This is a genomic window from Enterococcus sp. BWT-B8, assembly GCF_020567625.1.
Lineage (GTDB): Bacteria > Bacillota > Bacilli > Lactobacillales > Enterococcaceae > Enterococcus_L.
In genome coordinates this window covers 66848-86734 of sequence record NZ_JAJDJV010000010.1, presented here as the reverse complement: position 1 = coordinate 86734, position 19887 = coordinate 66848, and the positions used below count along the sequence as shown (strand labels likewise).

Here is a 19887-nt window from a genome sequence, read left to right as displayed (position 1 = left end):
GCTTGACTCAAGTCGGCGACCTTCTTTCATAAAAGGAAGCGAGGAAGACAAAAAGATGAACAAGCGATGGATCAGCCTGATGATTGGGCTATTATACATAGTAGGACTGGGAGGTTTTGCGACCTCGACATATGCAGAAGAAGGATCTTCTGACACGAATGCCAACCCGGCGGGTTTTTCATACAAGGTGATGTTTCCAGAGAATCAGCGAGATATGACGATCGGGTACTTTGATTTACGGATGAGTCCTGGCCAGCAACAAACGGTTCAGATTGAATTGGCCAACAATGGAGGGGTAGAAAAAACGGTGGAAGTTTCGTTAAATGGGGCCAAGACCAATGGGAACGGCGTCATTGAATATGGTCCTATCGCCATTGATAACGATGCTTCGTTAAAGTACGATTTCAAGGACTTGGTAAAAGGACCGGAGACGGTGACTCTCCCGCCGGGAGAAGTGGTGACGCTGGATCTGGCCATCACAATGCCGGAGGTAAGCTATGACGGCGTGATTTCTGGTGGGATTCAGCTGAAGGAAAAAATAGATGAAGAAGCCCGAAAAGGACAGACTGGATTGATTAATGAATATGCCTTTTTGATTGGTATGATGTTGACAGAGACCGATACAGAGGTACAGCCGAATTTGGAACTGAATCAGGTATATGCAGGTACCAACAATGCCCGCAATACGATCTATGTAAACTTTTCAAATGTGGAAGCAGAATACCTGAACGCGTTGACTGTGGAAGCGCAAATTACTAAACAAGGTAGTGAGGATGTCATCTATGATACAAAGAAAGCCAATATGCGGGTAGCTCCAAATAGTATGGTGGACTTTCCTATCTCCATGAATGGTGAACGGATGGAACCTGGGGACTATCATGCTCGTGTTGTGGCCACTGCCGGTGACCGAAGTTGGGAATGGGATCAGGACTTCACGATTACAGATGAAGAAGCGGACAAATTTAATAAACAGGATGTACAGCTGACTCAGGAACAAGGCATCAACTGGCTGTTGGTGGGACTGATTGTCGGAGGCGGGCTGGTGCTTGGTGGAGTCCTCTTTTTGATTGTGTACCTGAATCGTAAGAAAAAGAAAAAACAACGCAAAACAAAGAAAAAAAGAAAGTAAGTAATGGAGAGGAGGGAAAGAAATGAGTGTATTAGATTGGTCATTCGTTTCGCTGTTAGCTGCGGCCCTTCTCTTTTTGTTTTTCGGGCTGTTCTTTCTTTTTTTCTGGGGGCGAACCCGAGGCAGAATGAAGAAGCTGTCGGGGAGACGACCGCCTAAAAACAAAAAAAAGAGAAAACGGTGGAAACGACAACAGAAAGAGTTGCGTGCACAGTACAGCCGTCAGTGTACCGGTTGGATTGTTCTACTGGTATTGGCACTACTGGCAGGTGGGGGCAGTTTTTATACCCGCTACTATCAACAGTATCATTTACAGGCAGAAGATTCAGAAGCCATTGTTCAAAGTTATTATTTATTGGAGGAGCTGGTAGTACAGCTGCAGGAGCTGGAAGCTGGCACAACGCCGCAGAAATCCTTTAAAAATATCCATGAGCTGTCAGGACGACTGGGCAGTTATGGGGCACGAAAGGCTTATCAGGGGTTGACAGAAGACAATCAAAAGCTGTTGAACCGATACTTTGTTCAGTTGAGAGAATTAGGTGTGAACCTAAATGGACAGAGGGTGGAAACGTTACAGGCGACAGAAGCCATTCAGGGCTATCTAACAGATATTGAAAAAGCAGAAGAAAGTCAGACAAAAGTCTTTAAGCAGTTTAAGGTAAATGAAGCCGCATTGAAGAAGAACCAGTAAGAAGGTGGAGAAGCGTGCAGAAAAAAAGAGCAGCCACCAACCAACGACAAATAAAGCCGCAGGCCTACACAGAAGGAACAGGGAAGCAGAAGAAGACAGCTGTGGCTAAGCAGGGAAAGAAACAGAGAAAAACAGGGAGACCGGCTTCCGATGATTGCGGGAACGCGTCTTCTACAGTGAACCTGCAGAAAGCAGCTGCGAAAAAGAAAAAACGAGTAAACAATACAGAAAAACCAAAGTCGGGTAGAAAAAGACGAAGCCGTTCAGTTAGTGCTTCTTCTCATACATATGTAAAAATGAAAAAAAGAAAACAGAAACGATCCCGAATACTACGCACTTTTTTGATCGAGCTGGGTCTTACAGTGGCTATTGTGAGTATGCTGGCAGGAAGTATAGGCTATCTGACGCTTTCCTTACCAGTAGTGGACGGTTACGGGATGACTCCGACACTGAATGATCAGGAGCGACTGTTGGTGAGAAAACAGGGAAGCATCAAACGATTTAGTCTGGTATATATCAAGAATCCACAGACTGGGCAGCGACTGATTCGTCGCGTGATCGGTCTGCCGGGAGAAACAGTGGAGTATCAGGAAGGACACCTCTGGATCGATGGAGAGGAAATCCCAGAACGTTTTTTATCTAGCATCGGAGAAAGCGAAGATAGCACACCGGCAACAGCAAATTTTATTTTACAGGAGCTACTGGGCCAAAGTAGGGTCCCACAAGACAGCTATTTTGTATTAGGTGACAATCGTCGCTATGCCAGCGATAGCCGAAGTTTCGGTTTTGTTTCGGAAGAGGTGGTGATAGGGGTAGTAACAGCCCGTATCTTCCCCTTACATCAAATGACTCAGTTTTAACAGACAAGGAGGTGTGCAGGTGAGTGTAACGCAGTCAGCTGTATCGTCAAAAAAACGTATACAAAAAAAGTCACGGACTCGTCAGGCAATGGCACAACCGATCAGTCCTCGTCAACAACATACGCCACGTTCTAAGAAAAAGAAACCAACTGTCGGTGGTAGTGTCCAAACACCAAAAAAAATGCGCGTGAAGGTGAAAAAAGTCCCTAAGATGGTAGCTTCAGCGCCACAGACAGTTGGTCAACGAGTCAGTCGCTATCGAGATACACTGATTATATTGAGCTTGGCTGTTTTGCTGGGGCTTTTCTTTTTCCGGTTTGGCACTCACCGGGTAGATGGCCGATCGATGGCTCCAACCTTTCAAACCAATAATCGGATTTTGTTCAATAAGCATCAACTCCCTGTACGCTATGCCATTGTAACCTTTATTCCTGCAGATGCGCCCGATGACTCATATGTGAAACGGGTGATCGGTTTGCCGGGGGATCCTCTGCTGGTGGATGGGACGGCCCTGTATCTTTTGCCTAAAGAAACCGGGCAGGAGCTGCCAGTAATAGAGGAGCTATCCTCTTTACCTGACGGGACCATCAAGCTGACTGTGAGCGAAGGTGTTGCTCAGTCTCTGACAAACCTGACAGAGATTCCACCAGACCAATACTTTGTATTGGGCGACAATCGAAACCACTCCACTGACAGCCGGGCCTTTGGCTTGATCAGACAGGATCAGATTGAAGGTGTGGTGGTGTCACGTTATTATCCGATTGGTGGGCTAGAAGGACAGATAAATGAAAGAAAGTGAGAAGACGATGATACAGACAATAAAGAAAAAATGGTTGAATCAGAACAGCGCTGCTGCGCTGCTGAGTTTTTTACTGCCGGTATTAATACTGGCAATCGTTTATTGGCGTCATGGGATTTATCCGGGAAGTGAGCTGACCATTCTGTCCAGTGATTCCTTTGTCCAGTATTCGAATTTCCATGCCAGCTTACATAACGTTCTTACAGGAAAACAAAACATATTTTATACATGGTCCGGGTCTTTGGGCCTGAATTACTGGTCGCTGATGGCCTATTACTTAAATGGGTTGTTCAGTCCGCTGGTTGTATTTTTTGACAACTATGCCATGCCGGATACCCTATACTATCTGACACTTTTGAAGTTTGGCTGCAGCGGCTTGTCTTTTTGGGTGTTTGGCCGGGCAACCTATCGTAAGCTTTCTCCTTGGATGGTGACGGGACTGAGTGTCAGTTATGCGCTGATAGGCTATGCGGTGGGGTATTCTCAGGTCATTATGTGGCTAGATACATTTGTTTATCTTCCTCTGATTATTTTAGGAATCCATCGGCTGATGGATCAGCAAAAACCAGGCCTGTTGTTTATCAGTTATCTGGTCTTGTTTGTTTCAAATTTTTATATGGCATTCATGGTTGGTGTGTTTAGCTTCCTGTATTTTCTGATTCGTACCCTGATTCACTGGGAGAAAGCAAAAAGACAGATCGGGCTGTATTTGGCAACATCCTTGTTGGCCGGAGGCGCCTCCATGGTGACCATTTTACCTACCCTGCTGGATCTTAGCAGCAATGGGGAAAGTTTGACGAGTATACAGACTCTAGTGACCGCTGATACAGGGCCTTGGGATATGGTGGCAAAATTGATGGTGGGGGTCTATGACACATCTAAGTATGAAAGTATGGCCTTTGTTTATGCCGGACTGCTCCCGTTGATTTTCTGTCTGTTTTATTTTGTCAGCAGACAGACCACATGGAAGGAACGTCTGGGCTATGGCAGCTTATTTGTTCTGTTGATTGGGAGTATTTATATCTACCCGTTGAACTTATTTTGGCATGGGCTTCATGCGCCGAACATGTTTTTATTTCGGTTTAGTTTTTTGATTGCTTTTTTAATTTTATTGTTAGCTGGTTATGGATTAGAACGATATACCAGCAGACAGATGAATACATTGATGAATATCTTTTTAGGCGTCGGCAGTGTGTTTCTGACTTTTCTGCTGCTGTCGAACAAGAAGCGTTATGGGATTATCACCACTGAAACTATTTACATTACTTTTGGTCTTTTGATCATTTATCTGGGGATTTATCTACTTTGGGAGAAAAAACCGACTTGGCATAGGGGCTTACTGGCCTTGCTGGTTCTGTTGATGTGTGGAGAAGCCTTTGTCAACACTCGGGCAATGATTACCGGAATCCGTCAGGATTGGGGCTATCCAAGCCGGGTCCTCTATACTACCGGACATCAGGAGATTCAAACGCTGACTGATCTTGCAAATGATTCACAGGAAACGTTTTTCCGTATGGAAAATCTGGACAGACTTACATTAAATGACAGCTTTAATTTTGGGTATTCTGGTGTAGGAATGTTCTCATCAATCCGGAACCGACATTCGTCACAGTATGTGAATGCTCTTGGGTTTCGTTCGCTGGGGACTAATCTGAATATTCAATATGCAAACAATACGTTATTGGGCGACGCCCTTGTGGGGATTCAGTATAACATTGCCAAGGGAGATCCGATGAAGTTCGGTTTTGAAAAAGTCGCTACAAACGGTGACTACAGCCTGTATGAAAATCGTTATGCTCTGCCGTTGGGGATTCTAACGGATGAGGGGATTTATCAGGAGGGTGTGTTGAACAATCAAACCGAGCTGTTTCAGTATTTCTCAGGAAAGCAGCTCGATTTCTATTCGGTTAAAGATGCAACAATTGTGGATTCGGAGTATGCAATTTTAACAGAAAAAGAAAATGGTACAATTCTGAACATTGGAGAAGAGCAGCCAGGGAAAAACAAATCAGTGACCTGGTCGGTCACTGTTCCAGCCCACAGCCAGGGGTATTTAAGCCTTGTTCCGACCGATTTTGGTCTGTCCAGCGGGATGGATGTTCAGTTAACGGTCAACGAGATAACCCGTTCTATGAGTCTGCCAAACAGTGGGCAGTATTATAATATTGGGTATTATGAGGAAACGACGACAGTGGAAGTGACAACGACGTTTCCACGGGGAACATTGGAGCAGACACATGTCAGTCTGTATAAACCGGATGTGTTGGTGTTGGATACAGAGAAGTATGCGGCAGCAATTGAACTGATTCAGAACAAAGGCGTGGAGATGGTGACAGAGGGGCGTGTAGCGATCGGTAAAGTAAACGCAGCAGATGATCAGGTGTTGTTTACGACCATTCCCTATGACAGAGGCTGGCGTGTCTATATTGATGGTAAGGAAGTAGCAATCACTCCGTTCAAAGAGGCTTTTTTAACAGTTCCTGTGACTGCCGGTGAGCATGAGATCCGTTTTGTTTATCTGCCGCCAGGCTTTGCAATCGGGGTAGGACTGCTGTTGGGCTGCACGGGCTTGTTTATTGGTATGATGTGGATGCTGAGAAGGAAACAGAGAAAGGAAGTCGAAGATGACACAAACTAGCTGGCGAGTACTTGTCGTTTTCTGCCTGTTGCTTCTGATACTGACGGGATGTGGACAAGGCAAACTGTCTGCAGAGACGGTGAGCTTTACCGGTAACGAAATAGCGTATCGCTTTTCTCTGCCAGAAAAATGGGAAGCAGTTGAGGCGTATAAGGAAGTCTTTAATCAAGCCGCTGTATTTGGTGCTGAGGACAGCCAAAGTACAGCTCGAATGTTTATTCGGGTAGAGGAGGTACCGGGGTTAGCCAAAGAGGACCTGATTGAGACAACTCAGACGACTTTGGAAGAACTGTATAGTGTTGAAGGAAGCATGACTCCGACAGAATTTGAGGTGGGAGAGTGGCCGGGCGTGTATTATCTGGCAGAAAGTACCTATAAAAAACGAAAAATGTGGGTTCACCTCTTTTACGTGGCAACAGACACCAATTTGGTGGAGTTTCAGTTTTACAGTCCGGATGATCAGTCAGATGCCAAGCGTAAGGCATTGTTTGAGCAATCTGTCCAGACGTTGAAAGAAACAGGTGTAGCGACTACTGATACTTCTGAGGGGGCGACTACTGGTAACGACTTGGGGACAATGAACAATGATATAGTTGATCTGCAAATCACAGGATATAAACAAGTGGATTGGACGACAGAGGAAGACCTGTTGGTTCTTCGTTTTACCTGTGTAAATGTCAGCACAGCATCCTTTTCTCCCAAAGAGCAATGGAGTAAGGGAATCAAGGCAACTGCGGGCAGCACACCGATGACACTGGTTTCTTTAATGGACCTGGGCGAGTTGGATAGTGAGATTAAGACGCTGCTTGAAGCAGGAGAAGACTCGCTTGAGGCAGGAAAGACAAGGGAGGCGGCAGTGGTATATCTTCTGCCGAAGGCAGACCGCACCAAAGAATTATTGTTAACGCCGGATGTAGTTGTCTTTCCAGAGAAGGAAGCCATTCGTCTGGCGAATAATAACACCTGAGAAGGAGAAAGATAAATGAAACATTGGCTATCAATAGTAGTGATTGGCTGGGTGAGTCTGGGACTTAGCGGTTGTACATCGAACCCATCGACAGCAGAAGTCTCTTTGCCAAAAGAGGAAGCTGCATTTACCTGGTGGGGGGACCAGACCCGTGCATTTGGGTCTTACAACTACGCCGATTCAGAGGAAACCATCAAAACAGAGTTGACAGACAAGTTTGGTCTGTCGGTGCTGCCATCGTTTGATGCACTGCGGGCATCGATAGAGGAAGAGTTTGCCCGAGAGGGTGTGGAGTCAGAACTGGGGGAACTTCAGCTGTCGACAACAGATAAACAATTGAAGCTCAGTGTAACGGATACCTTTTCAAACAGTGAAGGGACCTATGTGGCGTATGGAACTGTAACAGCTGTGTATCAGTATCTACCGGAGCTGAAAAAAGTTAAACTGTCCGGGCAGAAAATTGATATTTTTAACTGGACAGGAGAGAAGAGCTATCAGGGTAAGGAGTTTTTGACTTTAATCCGACAACTGGGTGAGATTCTGCAAATACAGGATTTGGATCAGCGAATGAGGGAGTTTGAAGCCACAGTGAAAACACCAGAGGAAATGGCAAATCAATCGGTGACGCTTTATGCAGATTATCTGAAAGGCAAAGAAGCCAAGACATTTGGCAAGGGACTGATAGTGGAATTTGACAGTACGGGTTATCCCTATAAGATATCAGGAGCAACGTACGATTATCGAGTATAAGCTTAGAAGAGGAAAAGCGAGATAGAAAAAGAGGAGTGTATCAATGAATGAACAGAAGACCATGAACAAAGCCAACGAATGGCCGGCACGTCGGCGCCTGCTATTTCCTTATCTGATTTTTGCGATACTGGCTGCCGTGTCACTGTTTGGTGCACTGAGGATAGATGGACGTCTCTTTTTTGGAGATGACTTGAATTTTCATCTGGGTCGGATCGAAGGCCTGGCTCAATCGTTGGGACAAGGGGATTGGCTGCCGAAAATCAATTACTTTATCACCGGCGGTATGGGGTATGCGACAGGTATTTTTTATCCGGATTTCTTTCTATATCCAGCGGCGTTGCTGCGGATAGGGGGACTTTCTCTAGTACAGAGCTACAGTCTCTATTTGTATCTGGTAAGTCTGGCGACATTTGTGATTGCCTATCAAAGCTTTCTGCAGCTGCGTCCGACACAGCGAACAGGGGCCTGTTTGTTTGCGGTGGTCTATGGTCTGTCTACCTATCGGCTGACAGATGTTCTATATCGGGCTGCACTGGGAGAAGTATTGGCTTTTATGGTCTTCCCGCTGATTTTGGTAGGTGGGTATCAGGTGGTGTGCGGGGATCAGAACCGCTGGTTCTGGCTGACTGCCGGTATGACAGGATTGTTTTACGGGCACCTGTTATCCACTTTGATAGCCTGTTTGTTTCTTGCTCTGTTTTGTTTGCGCAATGTAGGGAATCTGATTCGTGCTCCCCGACGACTTTGGTCTTTGGCGAAGGCAGCTGGCTGTACGCTATTATTGACGATGGCTGGCTGGGCGCCGATGGTGGAACAGCTAGTCTATCAGAAGTTGCGGGTTGCAGAGGAACCTATATTTTACCTGTCGCACACGGCAGAAAGTCTGGAAGAGTACTGGGCAGGTGCTGTGAGCAACTTGAGGTATAATAATCTGGGGATCTGGGTGTTTGTGGTGCTGGTGGTCAGCCTTATGTTGTATTGGCGGCTGGATACATTTAATCGACAGTTGGCGGAGCTGGGTACTGTGTTTCTGTTTTTAGCGACGAACTTGTTTCCCCATCACTTGTTTGACGGGACCTTTTTCAATGTGCTGCAGTTTCCCTGGCGGTACTTTTTACTTGTCAGCCTGTGTTTTAGCTGGGTAGTGGCAGATGGTCTATTGAAGCTGTTTTCTAAGCCAATGTATCGACGGAGTTTTTTTCTAGTCCTCAGCCTGTGGCTGCTGGGAAGCAGTCTACAGATGCAGCTTCAGATGAGAGCTTCTGACACCCGACTGGTCCCCTATGAATCCTTTGAGCAAATGAGCGGTGAGTATGAGACCGGCTCAGGCAGAGAATTTCTGCCGGCGGGGATGGAAAGCTGGATGACTCCGACCACATTAATTTCAGAACCGGAAGAGGCCGCAGCAGTTAGTCAGATGTCTCGGGAAAACAATATTTTTTCACTGAGCTATGAGACCAGCGAACCTGTTCGTCTTATTTTTCCGGTTCTATTATATAAGGGCTATATGGTCAGCGGAACAGGCACGTACAGTAAGGTTCGTAATGCCGGAACATACAAGGGGACGTCCATGCATGGGTTTGCGGAGGTGGAAGTCAATGGCAGAGGAGAATTAACGCTGTGGTATCAGGGAACCTGGATTCAGAAGATTAGTTTGGGGATTAGTTTGTTGACGGGAATAGGTCTGCTAGTATGGTGGCGTAAAGCTGACTTTGAAGAAAGACTGCAGTAGCAGACTGTACTTGGAGAGAATCAATGAAACAAGCAAAATCAGTTCGTTGAGCATCGGTTGTTCGAAGCGATCAGTCGGTGCTGCGGAAGCGGAAGGAGAGGCAGAAATGGTTCAGGGAAAGAAAAGCATTCCTTTATTATACATAATGAGTCTTCTGTTTTGTCTGTACAGCAGCGTGACAGTCTATGGTGTAGAGACAGAAGGAAGCACTATAGAAAACCCGATCGGTTTTACCTATAAAGTTATTCATCCAGAGAATCAGCGAAGCCAGGTAGGGTATTTTGATTTGCGGATGAAACCAAAACAGAAACAGACAATCGAAGTGGAGTTAAGAAATCTGACGGATAAAGACCAAACAATTGAAGTGTCTTTGAACGGTACGACTACCAACAGTAACGGGGTGATTGAAAACGGTCCAACAGGCATTGAACAGGATGCGTCACTGCGTTATGCGTTTGAAGAGATAGTGAGCGGGCCTGAAACCATCAAGGTACCGGCCAAAGGAACAGAGAAGCTTTCCCTAACAATCCAGATGCCGGCTAAGTCCTATGATGGGGTGATCTCGGGCGGAATTCAGCTAAAGGAAACGGTGGATGAAAAGAAACGCTCTAAACAGACTGGAGTCATCAACGAGTATGCCTTTTTGATCGGAGTACTACTGACAGAAACGGATACGGAAGTATATCCGAAACTAGTATTGAATACTGTAGTTGCGGGTACGAAGAATGGTGAGGGTGTGTTGTTTGTGAACCTCTCAAATATAGAGGCAGCGTATTTGGGGGATTTAGTTTTGGAAGTGACGATTACTCAGGCAGGCAAAGCAGCAGTGCTGTATGAGACCAAGAGGAGTGATCTGCAGATGGGGCCGAACAATCAGATGAGCTTCCCTGTTCCAGTCGGAAGCAAGCTGGTAGCGGGGGATTATGAAGCCCATGTTTTAGCTGTATCTGGTGAGCATGAGTGGTCGTGGGATCAACCATTTACAATCACAGATGAAGAAGCCAAAAATGCTAATGAAGGATTGACCAATAGAGGGAAGCAAGGCTTCGATTGGCAATTGGTAGTTCTGATATTTGTGGTTATCTTATTGACTAGTTTTGGGATATTTTATATTGTACGAAGAGTGAATAAGGAGAAAGTTAATCAAAATAAGAAATCCGAGAGAAAAGAAAAACTTCAACGGATGAAACAAAAGAAATCTGGTAAGATCAGCAAAAAATGATTCTCCGGGTTCCATTAACATGAAAAGACTAACTATCTATTCCTATCCTGCAATGGATATATTTTTATCCAAAAGGCGTGTTTATATCATTGTAATGTATAAAGAATACTGGAGTAATCTGATTATTATAAATGCCAGTGCAACATGTGTTCAATACTGGTGGTCTCAGCTTGCAAATTATCTTGTTCTGTTTATTTACACTAATGTTGCATTCCGGTTTTCTCTAGAAATTTATTTCTGTCTTAATTAGGAAAAGTTTGCAGCGCCTGTACAATAATAAAAATACGTTTAAAAGTTCATTTTACGAAGCTTTTAAACGTATTTTTGGGTGTTGATATTTTACACTTGATGACATTTTCAGACTCTATAAGACTCTATAATATCTAGTGTTGGTGAGGTTACATTTACTGGCACTTTTTTTGAAAAAAACAGGAAAGACACCTTGAACCCCGTTAGAATTAAAGTCGACCAAAACCAATCTAAAGGAGTTTCTCAAGATGGCTCTATCTGATCATACCAAAGGCTTCCTAGATATTCTAGCCCCTAATCTTTCTTTTAAAGAGAATCATTTTCAAAAAGTTTTCATCAAAGACCAGTTCTACTTTCACTGCCAAGCGAAGAATGAGCAGACCATTATCAAATGGGACTGGAAAAAAGATAAATCGGATCAGGGACTATCACATTTTGTTTTTTCAGAAGTAGCTAGTAATTTCTTAATGGATTTTTCTAACAATGGATGTATGGATATGAATTATCTGGAATATTTTTAGAATTTGGGAATAAGCTATGAACCAGTTTAAGGAAGTTGAATTGTCAGAGATGACCGAAAGTACAATTTTATCAATGTTGACGATGGTCGTACGGCAAGAAAGATTTTTGGAAGGCTTGATTTACACTCAATCTAAAAGTATTGTAAAATGCACAAATGAATTAGTTTAGTTGTCTAGCTTAATTTGACAAATCAAATAATGAAAAGCAAAAAAATGAGGTGTCTGTTATAGAATTGTGTTTGAGTGATAAACAGATTCTTGAGGCTTATCCGGTAATGAAACAATTAAGAACTCATTTATCTGAACAAGCGTATCTAAAAAAAGTCAGAGAGTATCAGAAGGAGGTAGACTATCAGCTCTATGCTCATCGCTCCGACAATAGGGAGACTATTGCCTGTTGTGGTGTGATGAACAGGCAGACACTTATGACCGTTGTCTATGGATTTGTAATCTGGTTGTAGACAAGAATGAATGTTCCGGCGGCGTTGGAACAGATGTTTTGAAACAGCTCGAAGAAATTACCAAGACAGATGGTTATAACTAAACCACATTATCTTCAGGATTGCAGAGAGTGGAAGCACATCGGTTTTATGAAGAAAAGGCAGTATTTGAAAAATCCAGTTATTCTTTTATTAAGAGTATTTAGCAAATATTTTTGATTGTTTCAGACGAATAAATAAGACAATGAGTTGAGCGGACGAATAAAGCAAGCCCAACCTATTGTCCTTTTTTAATGTTCAAAATCATTGAAATATCCTTGGGTAAAAAGGAGGATAAACTCTTTAAAGCGAATTGCTGCCGGCGACAGAAAATGCTCTTTTTTTGTTGCCAGATAAATATATCTTGGCTGAGAATTGTCAATTAGGCGTATTGCTTTTACCTGATAAGAAGAAATGGAAGGGATGCTGGGCATCAATGCGATGCCAAAGCCATGGGCAACAAAGCCAAGCATCGAGTGGTCTTCCTCTACTTCACAGACAATTTCGGGTTCGACATTTGATGTGCTCAAAATTTTATCAATGTACGGTCGAAGTCCGCTTCGCTTATTGAAGTAGACAAATGGGTATCCAGCTGTTTCTTTTAACGAAATCTGGTCGTATTGAGCCAGAGGATGATTTGGCGGCACAATCAGCACCACTTCATCCTCGGTTAAAATATCATAATGAAGCTGTTTGTCTTCTTTTAGTTTTGATGTAATGGCCAGATCGACTTCTTCTCGCAGCAGGAGATCCATCATATCAGAGGAATTTCCCTGAAATAAATTAAATCGAATCTGACTATTTCCTTCTCTGGCAGAAAATTCCTTCAAGAGCATTGGAGCAAGAAACGAACCGGCTGTATAGATAAAGCCAAAATCAATCAGGCCCTTATCTGGACTGACCAAATCTTTCAATGCTCGTTCACCCTTTGATAGTTCACTTAAAGCCGTATTGACATACTTGTAAAAAAACTTTCCATATTTCGTCAGCTGAATATTTCGCCCGATTTTTTCAAACAGCTGTGCTTCCAGCTCTTTTTCCAATTCGGACATGGCATGACTTAAATTAGGCTGTGTGGTATTTAGCAGCTTGGCTGCCTGAGTCATATGCTCTGTATCCGCCAGCATTTTAAAAAATTCCAACTGCCTAAGATTCATAGGAGGCTCCTTTCGAATTTCATTCACTTATATATTTTTATTTATCCGTACTAATTTTTAGTCAGAAATGATAGTGGGACAGAAATAAAGTTTCAAACTCTCTTCGTACCTATCTCCGAATAAACGGTGATACAAAAGCAAAAATTCTTTTTGCGACGAGTAACCGCAGGAGCAGTTCTTTCGGAATTAAGCCGAACGATCCTGAAAATATGAGGCAGGTCCTTCACCGAGTAGGTAACAGGACGTCATCTACTCTGCTAAAGTAATCCTGGTGAAGCCTGTCAACTCTCGTATGTTTTCTACGTAGAAGTTGATGGGATTAAAGCGCAGTGCAGTGTATCCATTCTCAGCTATTCATTTTATGAATGGTGTTCCTTGACAATTTTCGGATATTCGGACTTAATGCTTGGAGCTGATCGTTTTTGTCCTGACCTTCATTTTATCAATAATTACGAAATTATGCATTATTTTGATGGAAAGTCTTACTATCTGTTATAGCTATCCGCTTGGAATAAAGATAGATTAAATTTCTTTAATTGTTAGTAGTTGGAGAAATTTCTTTGGTGACAGTATAAACCACTTCAGCGACTGATTTTCCCGTGGTATCAATTAAAACAGTTGTCAGTTCATTGTATAATGGCAGACGTGCAACTGCGTTTGGTAAAGCGGATTCGCTGCGGGTTCTCTGTTCGATAGTCTTTGAAATCCTTCTGGTCAATTCTTCTTCAGTGCAAATAAGCGAAAAACTAAAAAAACGATGATCATCCAGAAATAGTCTTTCTTTTATTTCATCAAGAATCTTCTGTCTATTCATTACTCAGCAGAACACAATGTTTTCAATCGTTGAATTAGCAATAAAAGAATTGAGAAGGAAGCCGATATTGCTTACAACAATCTTTTTATTTTTCTCATTTACTACAAATGGATGCATGTTTCAATACCAGTATCTGTCTAGAAAAACACTGTGGGGAAGGAGTTTCGCTGACTGCTTTGCCGTTGTCGATTTCCCAACGCCCATAGGTCTGCCTATAAAAATAATATTTTTCAGCTGGTCAGCTTCTCTCTGCTTAATTTTTGTATCTCCAATCTGGATTCAGCAGCGTGTTTATTAAACTGTCATATGACTGGTTGTTTCTATATGAGAATAAATAAGTATAAATTTTTTTGAAACCCATTTATTTTACGAATAGAGATTAGAGTTGGCCTTTCATTATTAAATTAAAAATATCACGAATAGATAGTTACAGCAAGCCTATTTGCTGTCAAAGAGATGTTCTGTTTTTTTAATGAACTATTTTTTTGAAAGTTTTCTTTTTTTAGAGAATATTCATCAGATTTTTTCCTCCATAAGATATTAATATGTTTCTTTAAGGTATTAAAAAAGTATTCATAAATAATATTTATGGATTACTCTAAAAAGTTTCATTGGAATTTATTGGTATTTTTCCATAAACTGTAATTGTGAATAAATTAACAATCGAAAAGGAAACAGGAGGCAATCATGGATAAATATCAAGCAATTTTTGAACCGTTGACAGTGAAACGAATGACACTAAAAAATAGGGTTATTATGCCGCCAATGGGAACAAATTTCGCAAATATGGATGGAACATTCAGTATGCAGCATGTTTCTTACTATGAACAGCGTGCCAAAGGCGGAACTGGATTGATTACATTGGAAAATGTCTGTATTGATTTTCCGCTGGGAACAAATGGTGCCAGACAATTGAGAATGGATAATGATCAGTACATATCAGGCTTATGGCATTTTAATGAAAAGATGCATGCATATGGTGCCTGTACTTCGGTTCAAATAAATCATGCAGGAGCTTCAGCTTATGGATTGAGGCTGGAAGGGGAACAGCCCGTATCGGCTTCAGACATTCCTTCTAAAAAAGGCAATCCAATTCCTCGTCCACTGAAAGAGGAGGAAATCTATCAAATCATTGATCGTTATGCAGATGGCGCGCAACGTGCACAGCGTGCCGGCTTTGATTGTGTGGAGATTCATGCAGGTCATTCCTATTTGTTAAGTCAGTTCCTGTCTCCGTTGTATAACAAGAGAACAGATCAATTTGGTGGAAGCACAGAAAACAGAGCGAGATTCACAAAGTTGGTTGTTGAAGCAATTCGCAAAGCAGTTGGACCATTTTTTCCAATTTCACTGAGAATTAGTGCAGATGAACTTTTAGAAGGGGGCAATACGCTGGAAGAAAGTCTGCAGATTCTTGATTATTTCGCTGAGGAAGTCGATATTTTAAATGTATCTGCTGCGTTAAACGACAATTTGCAGTATCAAATTGATAAAATGAATTTGCCGGACGGCTGGCGCTCATATATGGCAAAAGAAGTGAAAGGAAAATATCCAGATAAAGTGATTGTCACTTCTGGAAATATTAGAAGCCCGAAACGGGCTGCAGAAATTCTGGAAAATGGGGAAGCGGATCTGCTCGCAATGGGACGGGGACTGATTGCTGAACCAAGCTGGGTGAATAAAGTAGCGAATGGACAGGAACATTTATTGAGAAAATGTATTTCCTGTAATATCGGTTGTGCAGATCACAGAATTTCAAAAGCCAGACCGATTCGCTGTACGGTGAATCCTGATCTGCATTATGAAGATAGCTACAAAATGAAGCCGGTTCTGCATCCAACAAAAATGGTGGTTATCGGCGGAGGAACAGCCGGACTTGAAGCAGCTGCAACTGCAGCGGAAGTAGGGGTTTCTGTGGAATTATTTGAACAGAAGGACTATCTGGGCGGACTGGGGCATGAAATTGCCCGCTTCCCTGACAAGAAACGAATAGATGATTTTATTACGTATCAGATAAACCGCTGTAAAGAGCTGGATAATCTGTCCATTCACCTAAACCACCAAGCTGGATTGAAAGAAATCGAAGCAATGAGTCCGGATGTCATTGTAAATGCTACAGGAGCAAAACCATTATTACCGCCGATTAAAGGTTTGCATGAACAGCTTGAAAATAAAAATAGAAAGATTTTTTCCATTTTTGATATCTTGAACAACATGGATGATTTTCAGGAGTTTGAAGGAAAAGAAGTGGTGGTTATCGGCGGTGGAGCAGTTGGCTTGGATGTCGTAGAATACTATGCTGAACGGGGAGCAAAAAAAGTCAGTATCGTGGAAATGCAGACAGAGCTTGGAAAAGATTTGGATGTAATTACGAAGCTGGCAATGATGGAGATTGTCGAAGAATATGGGGTAGAAGCTTACGTGTCCACCAAGCTGATGGAAGTCAATGAATCAAGCTTTACTGTGGAGACGGACGGCAAAACGGCAGAGCTTTCGTTTGATTTGGGCTTTGTCTGTCTCGGTATGAGAGCAGAGGCACCGTTGATTCGTGAACTGGATTGCTATGCACGTGAAAATGGCACAGTTTTGTTGAATATTGGGGACAGTAAAACAGCTCGAAGAATCATGGAAGGAACCAGAGAAGCCAGGGATGTTCTGAAAACACTGGAAGTATTGGAAACAACGAGAACACAGAAGCAATTGTATGAACAGACAAAAAGTCTGCAAAAATTATAAAAGTGAGGAATCTAAAAAATGACAGAACGATTGGATGGACACACGTTATTAATTGGTTTAATGGCAACACCGATTCGCCATAGTCTTTCACCGACGATGCACAATGAGGCGTTTGCGAAGCTTGGCTTGGATTATGCTTATCTGGCATTTGAAGTCGGCAATAAAGAGCTGGCGGATGCGGTACAGGGACTGAGAGCTTTGGGGATTCGCGGATCAAACGTATCAATGCCGAATAAACAGGCGATTATTCCTTATCTTGATGAGTTATCACCAGCTGCTGAATTAGTTGGAGCGGTTAACACGGTAACAAATCTGGACGGCAAAGGGCATTTGGTTGGTCATGTGACTGATGGAACCGGTGCAATGAGGGCGTTGAAAGAAGAAGGCGTGGAAGTCAAAGATCAAATTGTTACCATGACGGGAGCTGGAGGTGCCGGAACTGCTATTGCCATTCAGGCTGCATTAGATGGCGTAAAAGAGCTGAGAATTTTTAATATCAAAGATCAGCAGTTTAAAGCAGCTGAAGAAATAGTGGAAAAAATCAACAGTAAAACAGATTGTAAAGCTACATTGACAGATTTATCTGATCAGGCTGCATTTAAGCAGTCAATCAGTGAAAGCAGCATTTATATTGATGCGACCGGCTGTGGCATGAAGCCGTTGGAAGATGTCAGTCTGATTACTGATCCTGAAGTGATTCGTCCGGACCTTGTGATATTCGATGTTGTCTATATTCCAAAAGAAACAAAGTTGTTAAAATTTGCCAAAGAAAATGGAGCGAAGAAAACTATCAACGGGTTAGGTATGATGCTCTATCAGGGAGCAGAAGCGTTTAAACTGTTTACAGGGGAAGAAATGCCGGTTGACTATATCAAAGAATTGTTATTTAAAGACTAGTGTTTGCCTTGCGGAAAGGATCTGAGAAATACAGTGAAAATTGAATTTTTCAGATACAATCTGGATAAAGTAATACAATTTCAATGAGTATCTCAAATTTACAACGATAAGCTATTATAAAAGATGAGGAGCAAAACAATGAAAAACAAATATATGCCGACAGCAATTGGGTTATATATCAATTACATCATCCATGGTATGGGTGTCTTGATTATCATGCAGAACAAAGATGCACTGGCATCACAATGGAATACGAATATAGAAGGGGTTTCCAGTGTTGTTGCAATGTTGGGGATTGGACGCTTAATTGCTATTTTAATTTCAGGTCGTCTGTCAGATAAATTTGGACGTAAGCCGTTTGTCTACTTGGGAATGTTTGTTTATATCCTGTTCTTTGCAGGAATTTTATTCAGTCCGAGTGTTCCGCTGGCAATGATTTTTGGGGTTGTAGCCGGTATTGCTAATTCCTGTCTGGATTCAGGTACTTATCCGGCATTAATGGAATCTTTTCCTAAAACAGCCGGAACAGCCAATGTTCTGATTAAAGCAGCGGTTCAAATTGGTCAGTTTGGACTGCCATTTATTATTGCCTTTTTAGGTACAAGCGGGTTATGGTTCGGCTGGTCCTTCATGGTTTGTATCGTTCTGCTGGTGTTAAACGGTCTGTTCTTGCTGAAAATGCCGTTTCCGGATGAGGATACAAAGGCTGCTGAAAAAGCTGGGGAGGAAGTACCGACAACAAACTTCAAAAGCAAACCTAAGATGCAGATTGAAGGAGTGGCTTTTGTTATCTACGGATTTATTTCTCAGGCAACATTTTACTTGATTAGTCAGTATATTGCCCTGTATGGTCAGGAAGTAGCGTTAATGACAGAAAATGCAGCAAAACTTCTGGTTTCCTACTATTCTACAGGGTCATTGGTCTGTGTGGCAGTAACAGCAGTTGTTGCGACGAAGGTTCGTCCGGTTAATCTGATCCTGCCGTATACGTTGGCTTCGTTTATTTCAATTGGTGCAATGTGGCTGTTTCCAACACCGGCAGTCTTGAAAATCGGAGCAGTAAGTGTCGGCTTTTTTGCGGCCGGAGGCGTCATGCAGCTTGGCTTAACAGTGATGGGTGAAATGTTCCCTGCTGGTAAAGGAACAATTACTGGTATTTTCTATACATTTGGAAGCATTGCCTCCTTTGTTATCCCGGTTGTTTCTGGTAAAATTGCTAGTAGTAACCCGCGCGGAATTATGCTGTTTGACACGATTATTGCAGGAATCGGCTTTATCCTGGCTGTCGTTATTTTCATTCGATACAGACAAGTCATAGACACAACGCCGGAAAAGACAAAAGGAGGGCTTGCTGGTGAAGCTGGTTAAAGTAAAAAATATCACTTTGGGTGAAGGAAAACCAAAAATTATTGTACCGCTTGTTGGTAAAACAAAGTCAGATGTTTTAGCTGAAGCAAGGCGATTAAATAATCTGGATTGTGATTTAGCGGAATGGCGAATTGATTTCTATGAAGATGTGGCTGATTTTCAGGCAGTTGCAGAGCTGTCAAAAGAAGTAGCTGAGGTTCTTCAGGAGAAGCCGCTGCTGGTAACGTTCCGAACAAAAAAAGAAGGTGGCGAGCGCGAATTTTCTGACGAAGATTATTTCGCTGTTTACCAGACCGTGATTGAAAGTGGTCAGCTGGATTTATTGGATGTTGAGCTTTTTATGGATCACGAAAAAGTTCAGAATCTTATTGCTCAGGCTCACGCTAAAGGGATTAAAATTGTTATGTGCAACCATGACTTTGATAAAACACCGGAGAAAGGCGAGATCGTTCAGCGTCTTCGTTCCATGCAGGAAAAACATGCAGATATTTGTAAAATTGCAGTAATGCCGCAAAGCGCTGCGGATGTATTAACGCTGCTGGAAGCAACAAATGAAATGAAAACGAAGTATGCAGATCGACCGATTGTGACCATGTCTATGGGGCAGTTGGGGATGGTCAGTCGTTTGACTGGAGAAGTATTTGGCTCAGCCATGACATTTGGTGCGGCAGCACAGGCTTCTGCTCCAGGACAAGTACCGGTAGCTGTCCTGCGGGAAATGCTGGAAACATTATCATTGAATAAATAGAGATAACAATGCTGAGGCAGGAGAATTTTTCTCTGATTGTCTCAGCTTTAAGTCTAAAAACAGCTTTAAATTATTTAAAGAACCGTTATACTGAAGTAAGGAGTCTAATGTATTGTGAACTAAGTAACAA

The 19887-nt window shown here is 42.6% G+C and carries 18 protein-coding genes; 16 read left to right on the top strand and 2 right to left on the bottom strand.

Annotation, left to right across the window (positions count from 1 at the left end):
- The first annotated feature begins 55 nt into the window (after positions 1–55).
- From LI951_RS10540 to LI951_RS10490, 12 genes are all read left to right on the top strand, one after another.
- Positions 56–1129: a DUF916 and DUF3324 domain-containing protein gene (locus tag LI951_RS10540; RefSeq protein WP_202067050.1), complete on the top strand. Its 1074-nt coding sequence runs from the start codon at positions 56–58 to the stop codon at positions 1127–1129.
- 22 nt (positions 1130–1151) lie between these two features.
- Positions 1152–1820, top strand: coding sequence for a hypothetical protein (locus LI951_RS10535; protein WP_202067049.1), 669 nt, complete (start codon positions 1152–1154; stop codon positions 1818–1820).
- 14 nt (positions 1821–1834) lie between these two features.
- On the top strand, positions 1835–2680 hold the full coding sequence (gene lepB, locus LI951_RS10530; RefSeq protein WP_229442110.1) for a signal peptidase I: 846 nt from the start codon (positions 1835–1837) through the stop codon (positions 2678–2680).
- Between the two features lie 19 nt (positions 2681–2699).
- Entirely contained in the window at positions 2700–3479 is a 780-nt protein-coding gene (lepB, locus tag LI951_RS10525) for a signal peptidase I (protein ID WP_229442109.1), read from the top strand.
- Positions 3466–6117 carry a YfhO family protein gene (locus tag LI951_RS10520; RefSeq protein ID WP_420705929.1) on the top strand — a complete coding sequence of 884 codons (2652 nt, stop codon included), beginning with the start codon at positions 3466–3468 and terminating at the stop codon, positions 6115–6117. Before lepB (LI951_RS10525) ends, LI951_RS10520 begins: the two co-directional genes overlap by 14 nt.
- The gene (locus LI951_RS10515) at positions 6104–7084 is read left to right on the top strand and encodes a hypothetical protein (protein WP_229442108.1); all 981 of its coding nucleotides are present in this window, start codon (positions 6104–6106) and stop codon (positions 7082–7084) included. The genes LI951_RS10520 and LI951_RS10515 overlap by 14 nt, the downstream gene beginning before the upstream one ends.
- Before the next feature lie 15 nt (positions 7085–7099).
- On the top strand, positions 7100–7834 hold the full coding sequence (locus LI951_RS10510; RefSeq protein WP_229442107.1) for a hypothetical protein: 735 nt from the start codon (positions 7100–7102) through the stop codon (positions 7832–7834).
- A 43-nt stretch (positions 7835–7877) separates the two neighbouring features.
- Entirely contained in the window at positions 7878–9566 is a 1689-nt protein-coding gene (locus tag LI951_RS10505; protein ID WP_229442106.1) for a hypothetical protein, read from the top strand.
- A 10-nt stretch (positions 9567–9576) separates the two neighbouring features.
- Positions 9577–10788: a DUF916 and DUF3324 domain-containing protein gene (locus LI951_RS10500; RefSeq protein ID WP_202067043.1), complete on the top strand. Its 1212-nt coding sequence runs from the start codon at positions 9577–9579 to the stop codon at positions 10786–10788.
- Between the two features lie 497 nt (positions 10789–11285).
- On the top strand, positions 11286–11558 hold the full coding sequence (locus LI951_RS10495) for a hypothetical protein (protein ID WP_202067042.1): 273 nt from the start codon (positions 11286–11288) through the stop codon (positions 11556–11558).
- Between the two features lie 16 nt (positions 11559–11574).
- On the top strand, positions 11575–11727 hold the full coding sequence (locus LI951_RS15405) for a DUF6508 domain-containing protein (protein ID WP_420705928.1): 153 nt from the start codon (positions 11575–11577) through the stop codon (positions 11725–11727).
- Positions 11728–11833: 106 nt separating this feature from the next.
- Positions 11834–12019, top strand: coding sequence for a hypothetical protein (locus LI951_RS10490; RefSeq protein ID WP_202067041.1), 186 nt, complete (start codon positions 11834–11836; stop codon positions 12017–12019).
- Between the two features lie 269 nt (positions 12020–12288).
- Here the strand turns inward: LI951_RS10490 and LI951_RS10485 are convergent, their stop codons facing one another.
- Together LI951_RS10485 and LI951_RS10480 are read right to left on the bottom strand one after the other, a co-directional pair.
- On the bottom strand, positions 12289–13194 hold the full coding sequence (locus LI951_RS10485; RefSeq protein WP_202067040.1) for a LysR family transcriptional regulator: 906 nt from the start codon (positions 13192–13194) through the stop codon (positions 12289–12291).
- A gap of 532 nt (positions 13195–13726) precedes the next feature.
- Positions 13727–14008 (bottom strand): hypothetical protein, encoded by a 282-nt coding sequence (locus LI951_RS10480; protein ID WP_229442105.1) that lies wholly within the window; start codon positions 14006–14008, stop codon positions 13727–13729.
- A 687-nt stretch (positions 14009–14695) separates the two neighbouring features.
- Between LI951_RS10480 and LI951_RS10475 the strand changes: the two genes are divergently transcribed.
- From LI951_RS10475 to aroD, 4 genes are all read left to right on the top strand, one after another.
- Positions 14696–16744, top strand: a complete 2049-nt coding sequence (locus LI951_RS10475) for an FAD-dependent oxidoreductase (protein WP_229442104.1) — start codon at positions 14696–14698, stop codon at positions 16742–16744.
- Positions 16745–16762: 18 nt separating this feature from the next.
- The gene (locus tag LI951_RS10470; protein ID WP_229442103.1) at positions 16763–17641 is read left to right on the top strand and encodes a shikimate dehydrogenase; all 879 of its coding nucleotides are present in this window, start codon (positions 16763–16765) and stop codon (positions 17639–17641) included.
- Positions 17642–17779: 138 nt separating this feature from the next.
- Positions 17780–19009 (top strand): MFS transporter, encoded by a 1230-nt coding sequence (locus tag LI951_RS10465; protein WP_202067036.1) that lies wholly within the window; start codon positions 17780–17782, stop codon positions 19007–19009.
- Complete coding sequence (aroD, locus tag LI951_RS10460; RefSeq protein ID WP_202067035.1) at positions 18996–19757, top strand: type I 3-dehydroquinate dehydratase; 762 nt, start codon at positions 18996–18998, stop codon at positions 19755–19757. Before LI951_RS10465 ends, aroD begins: the two co-directional genes overlap by 14 nt.
- Positions 19758–19887: the final 130 nt, after the last annotated feature.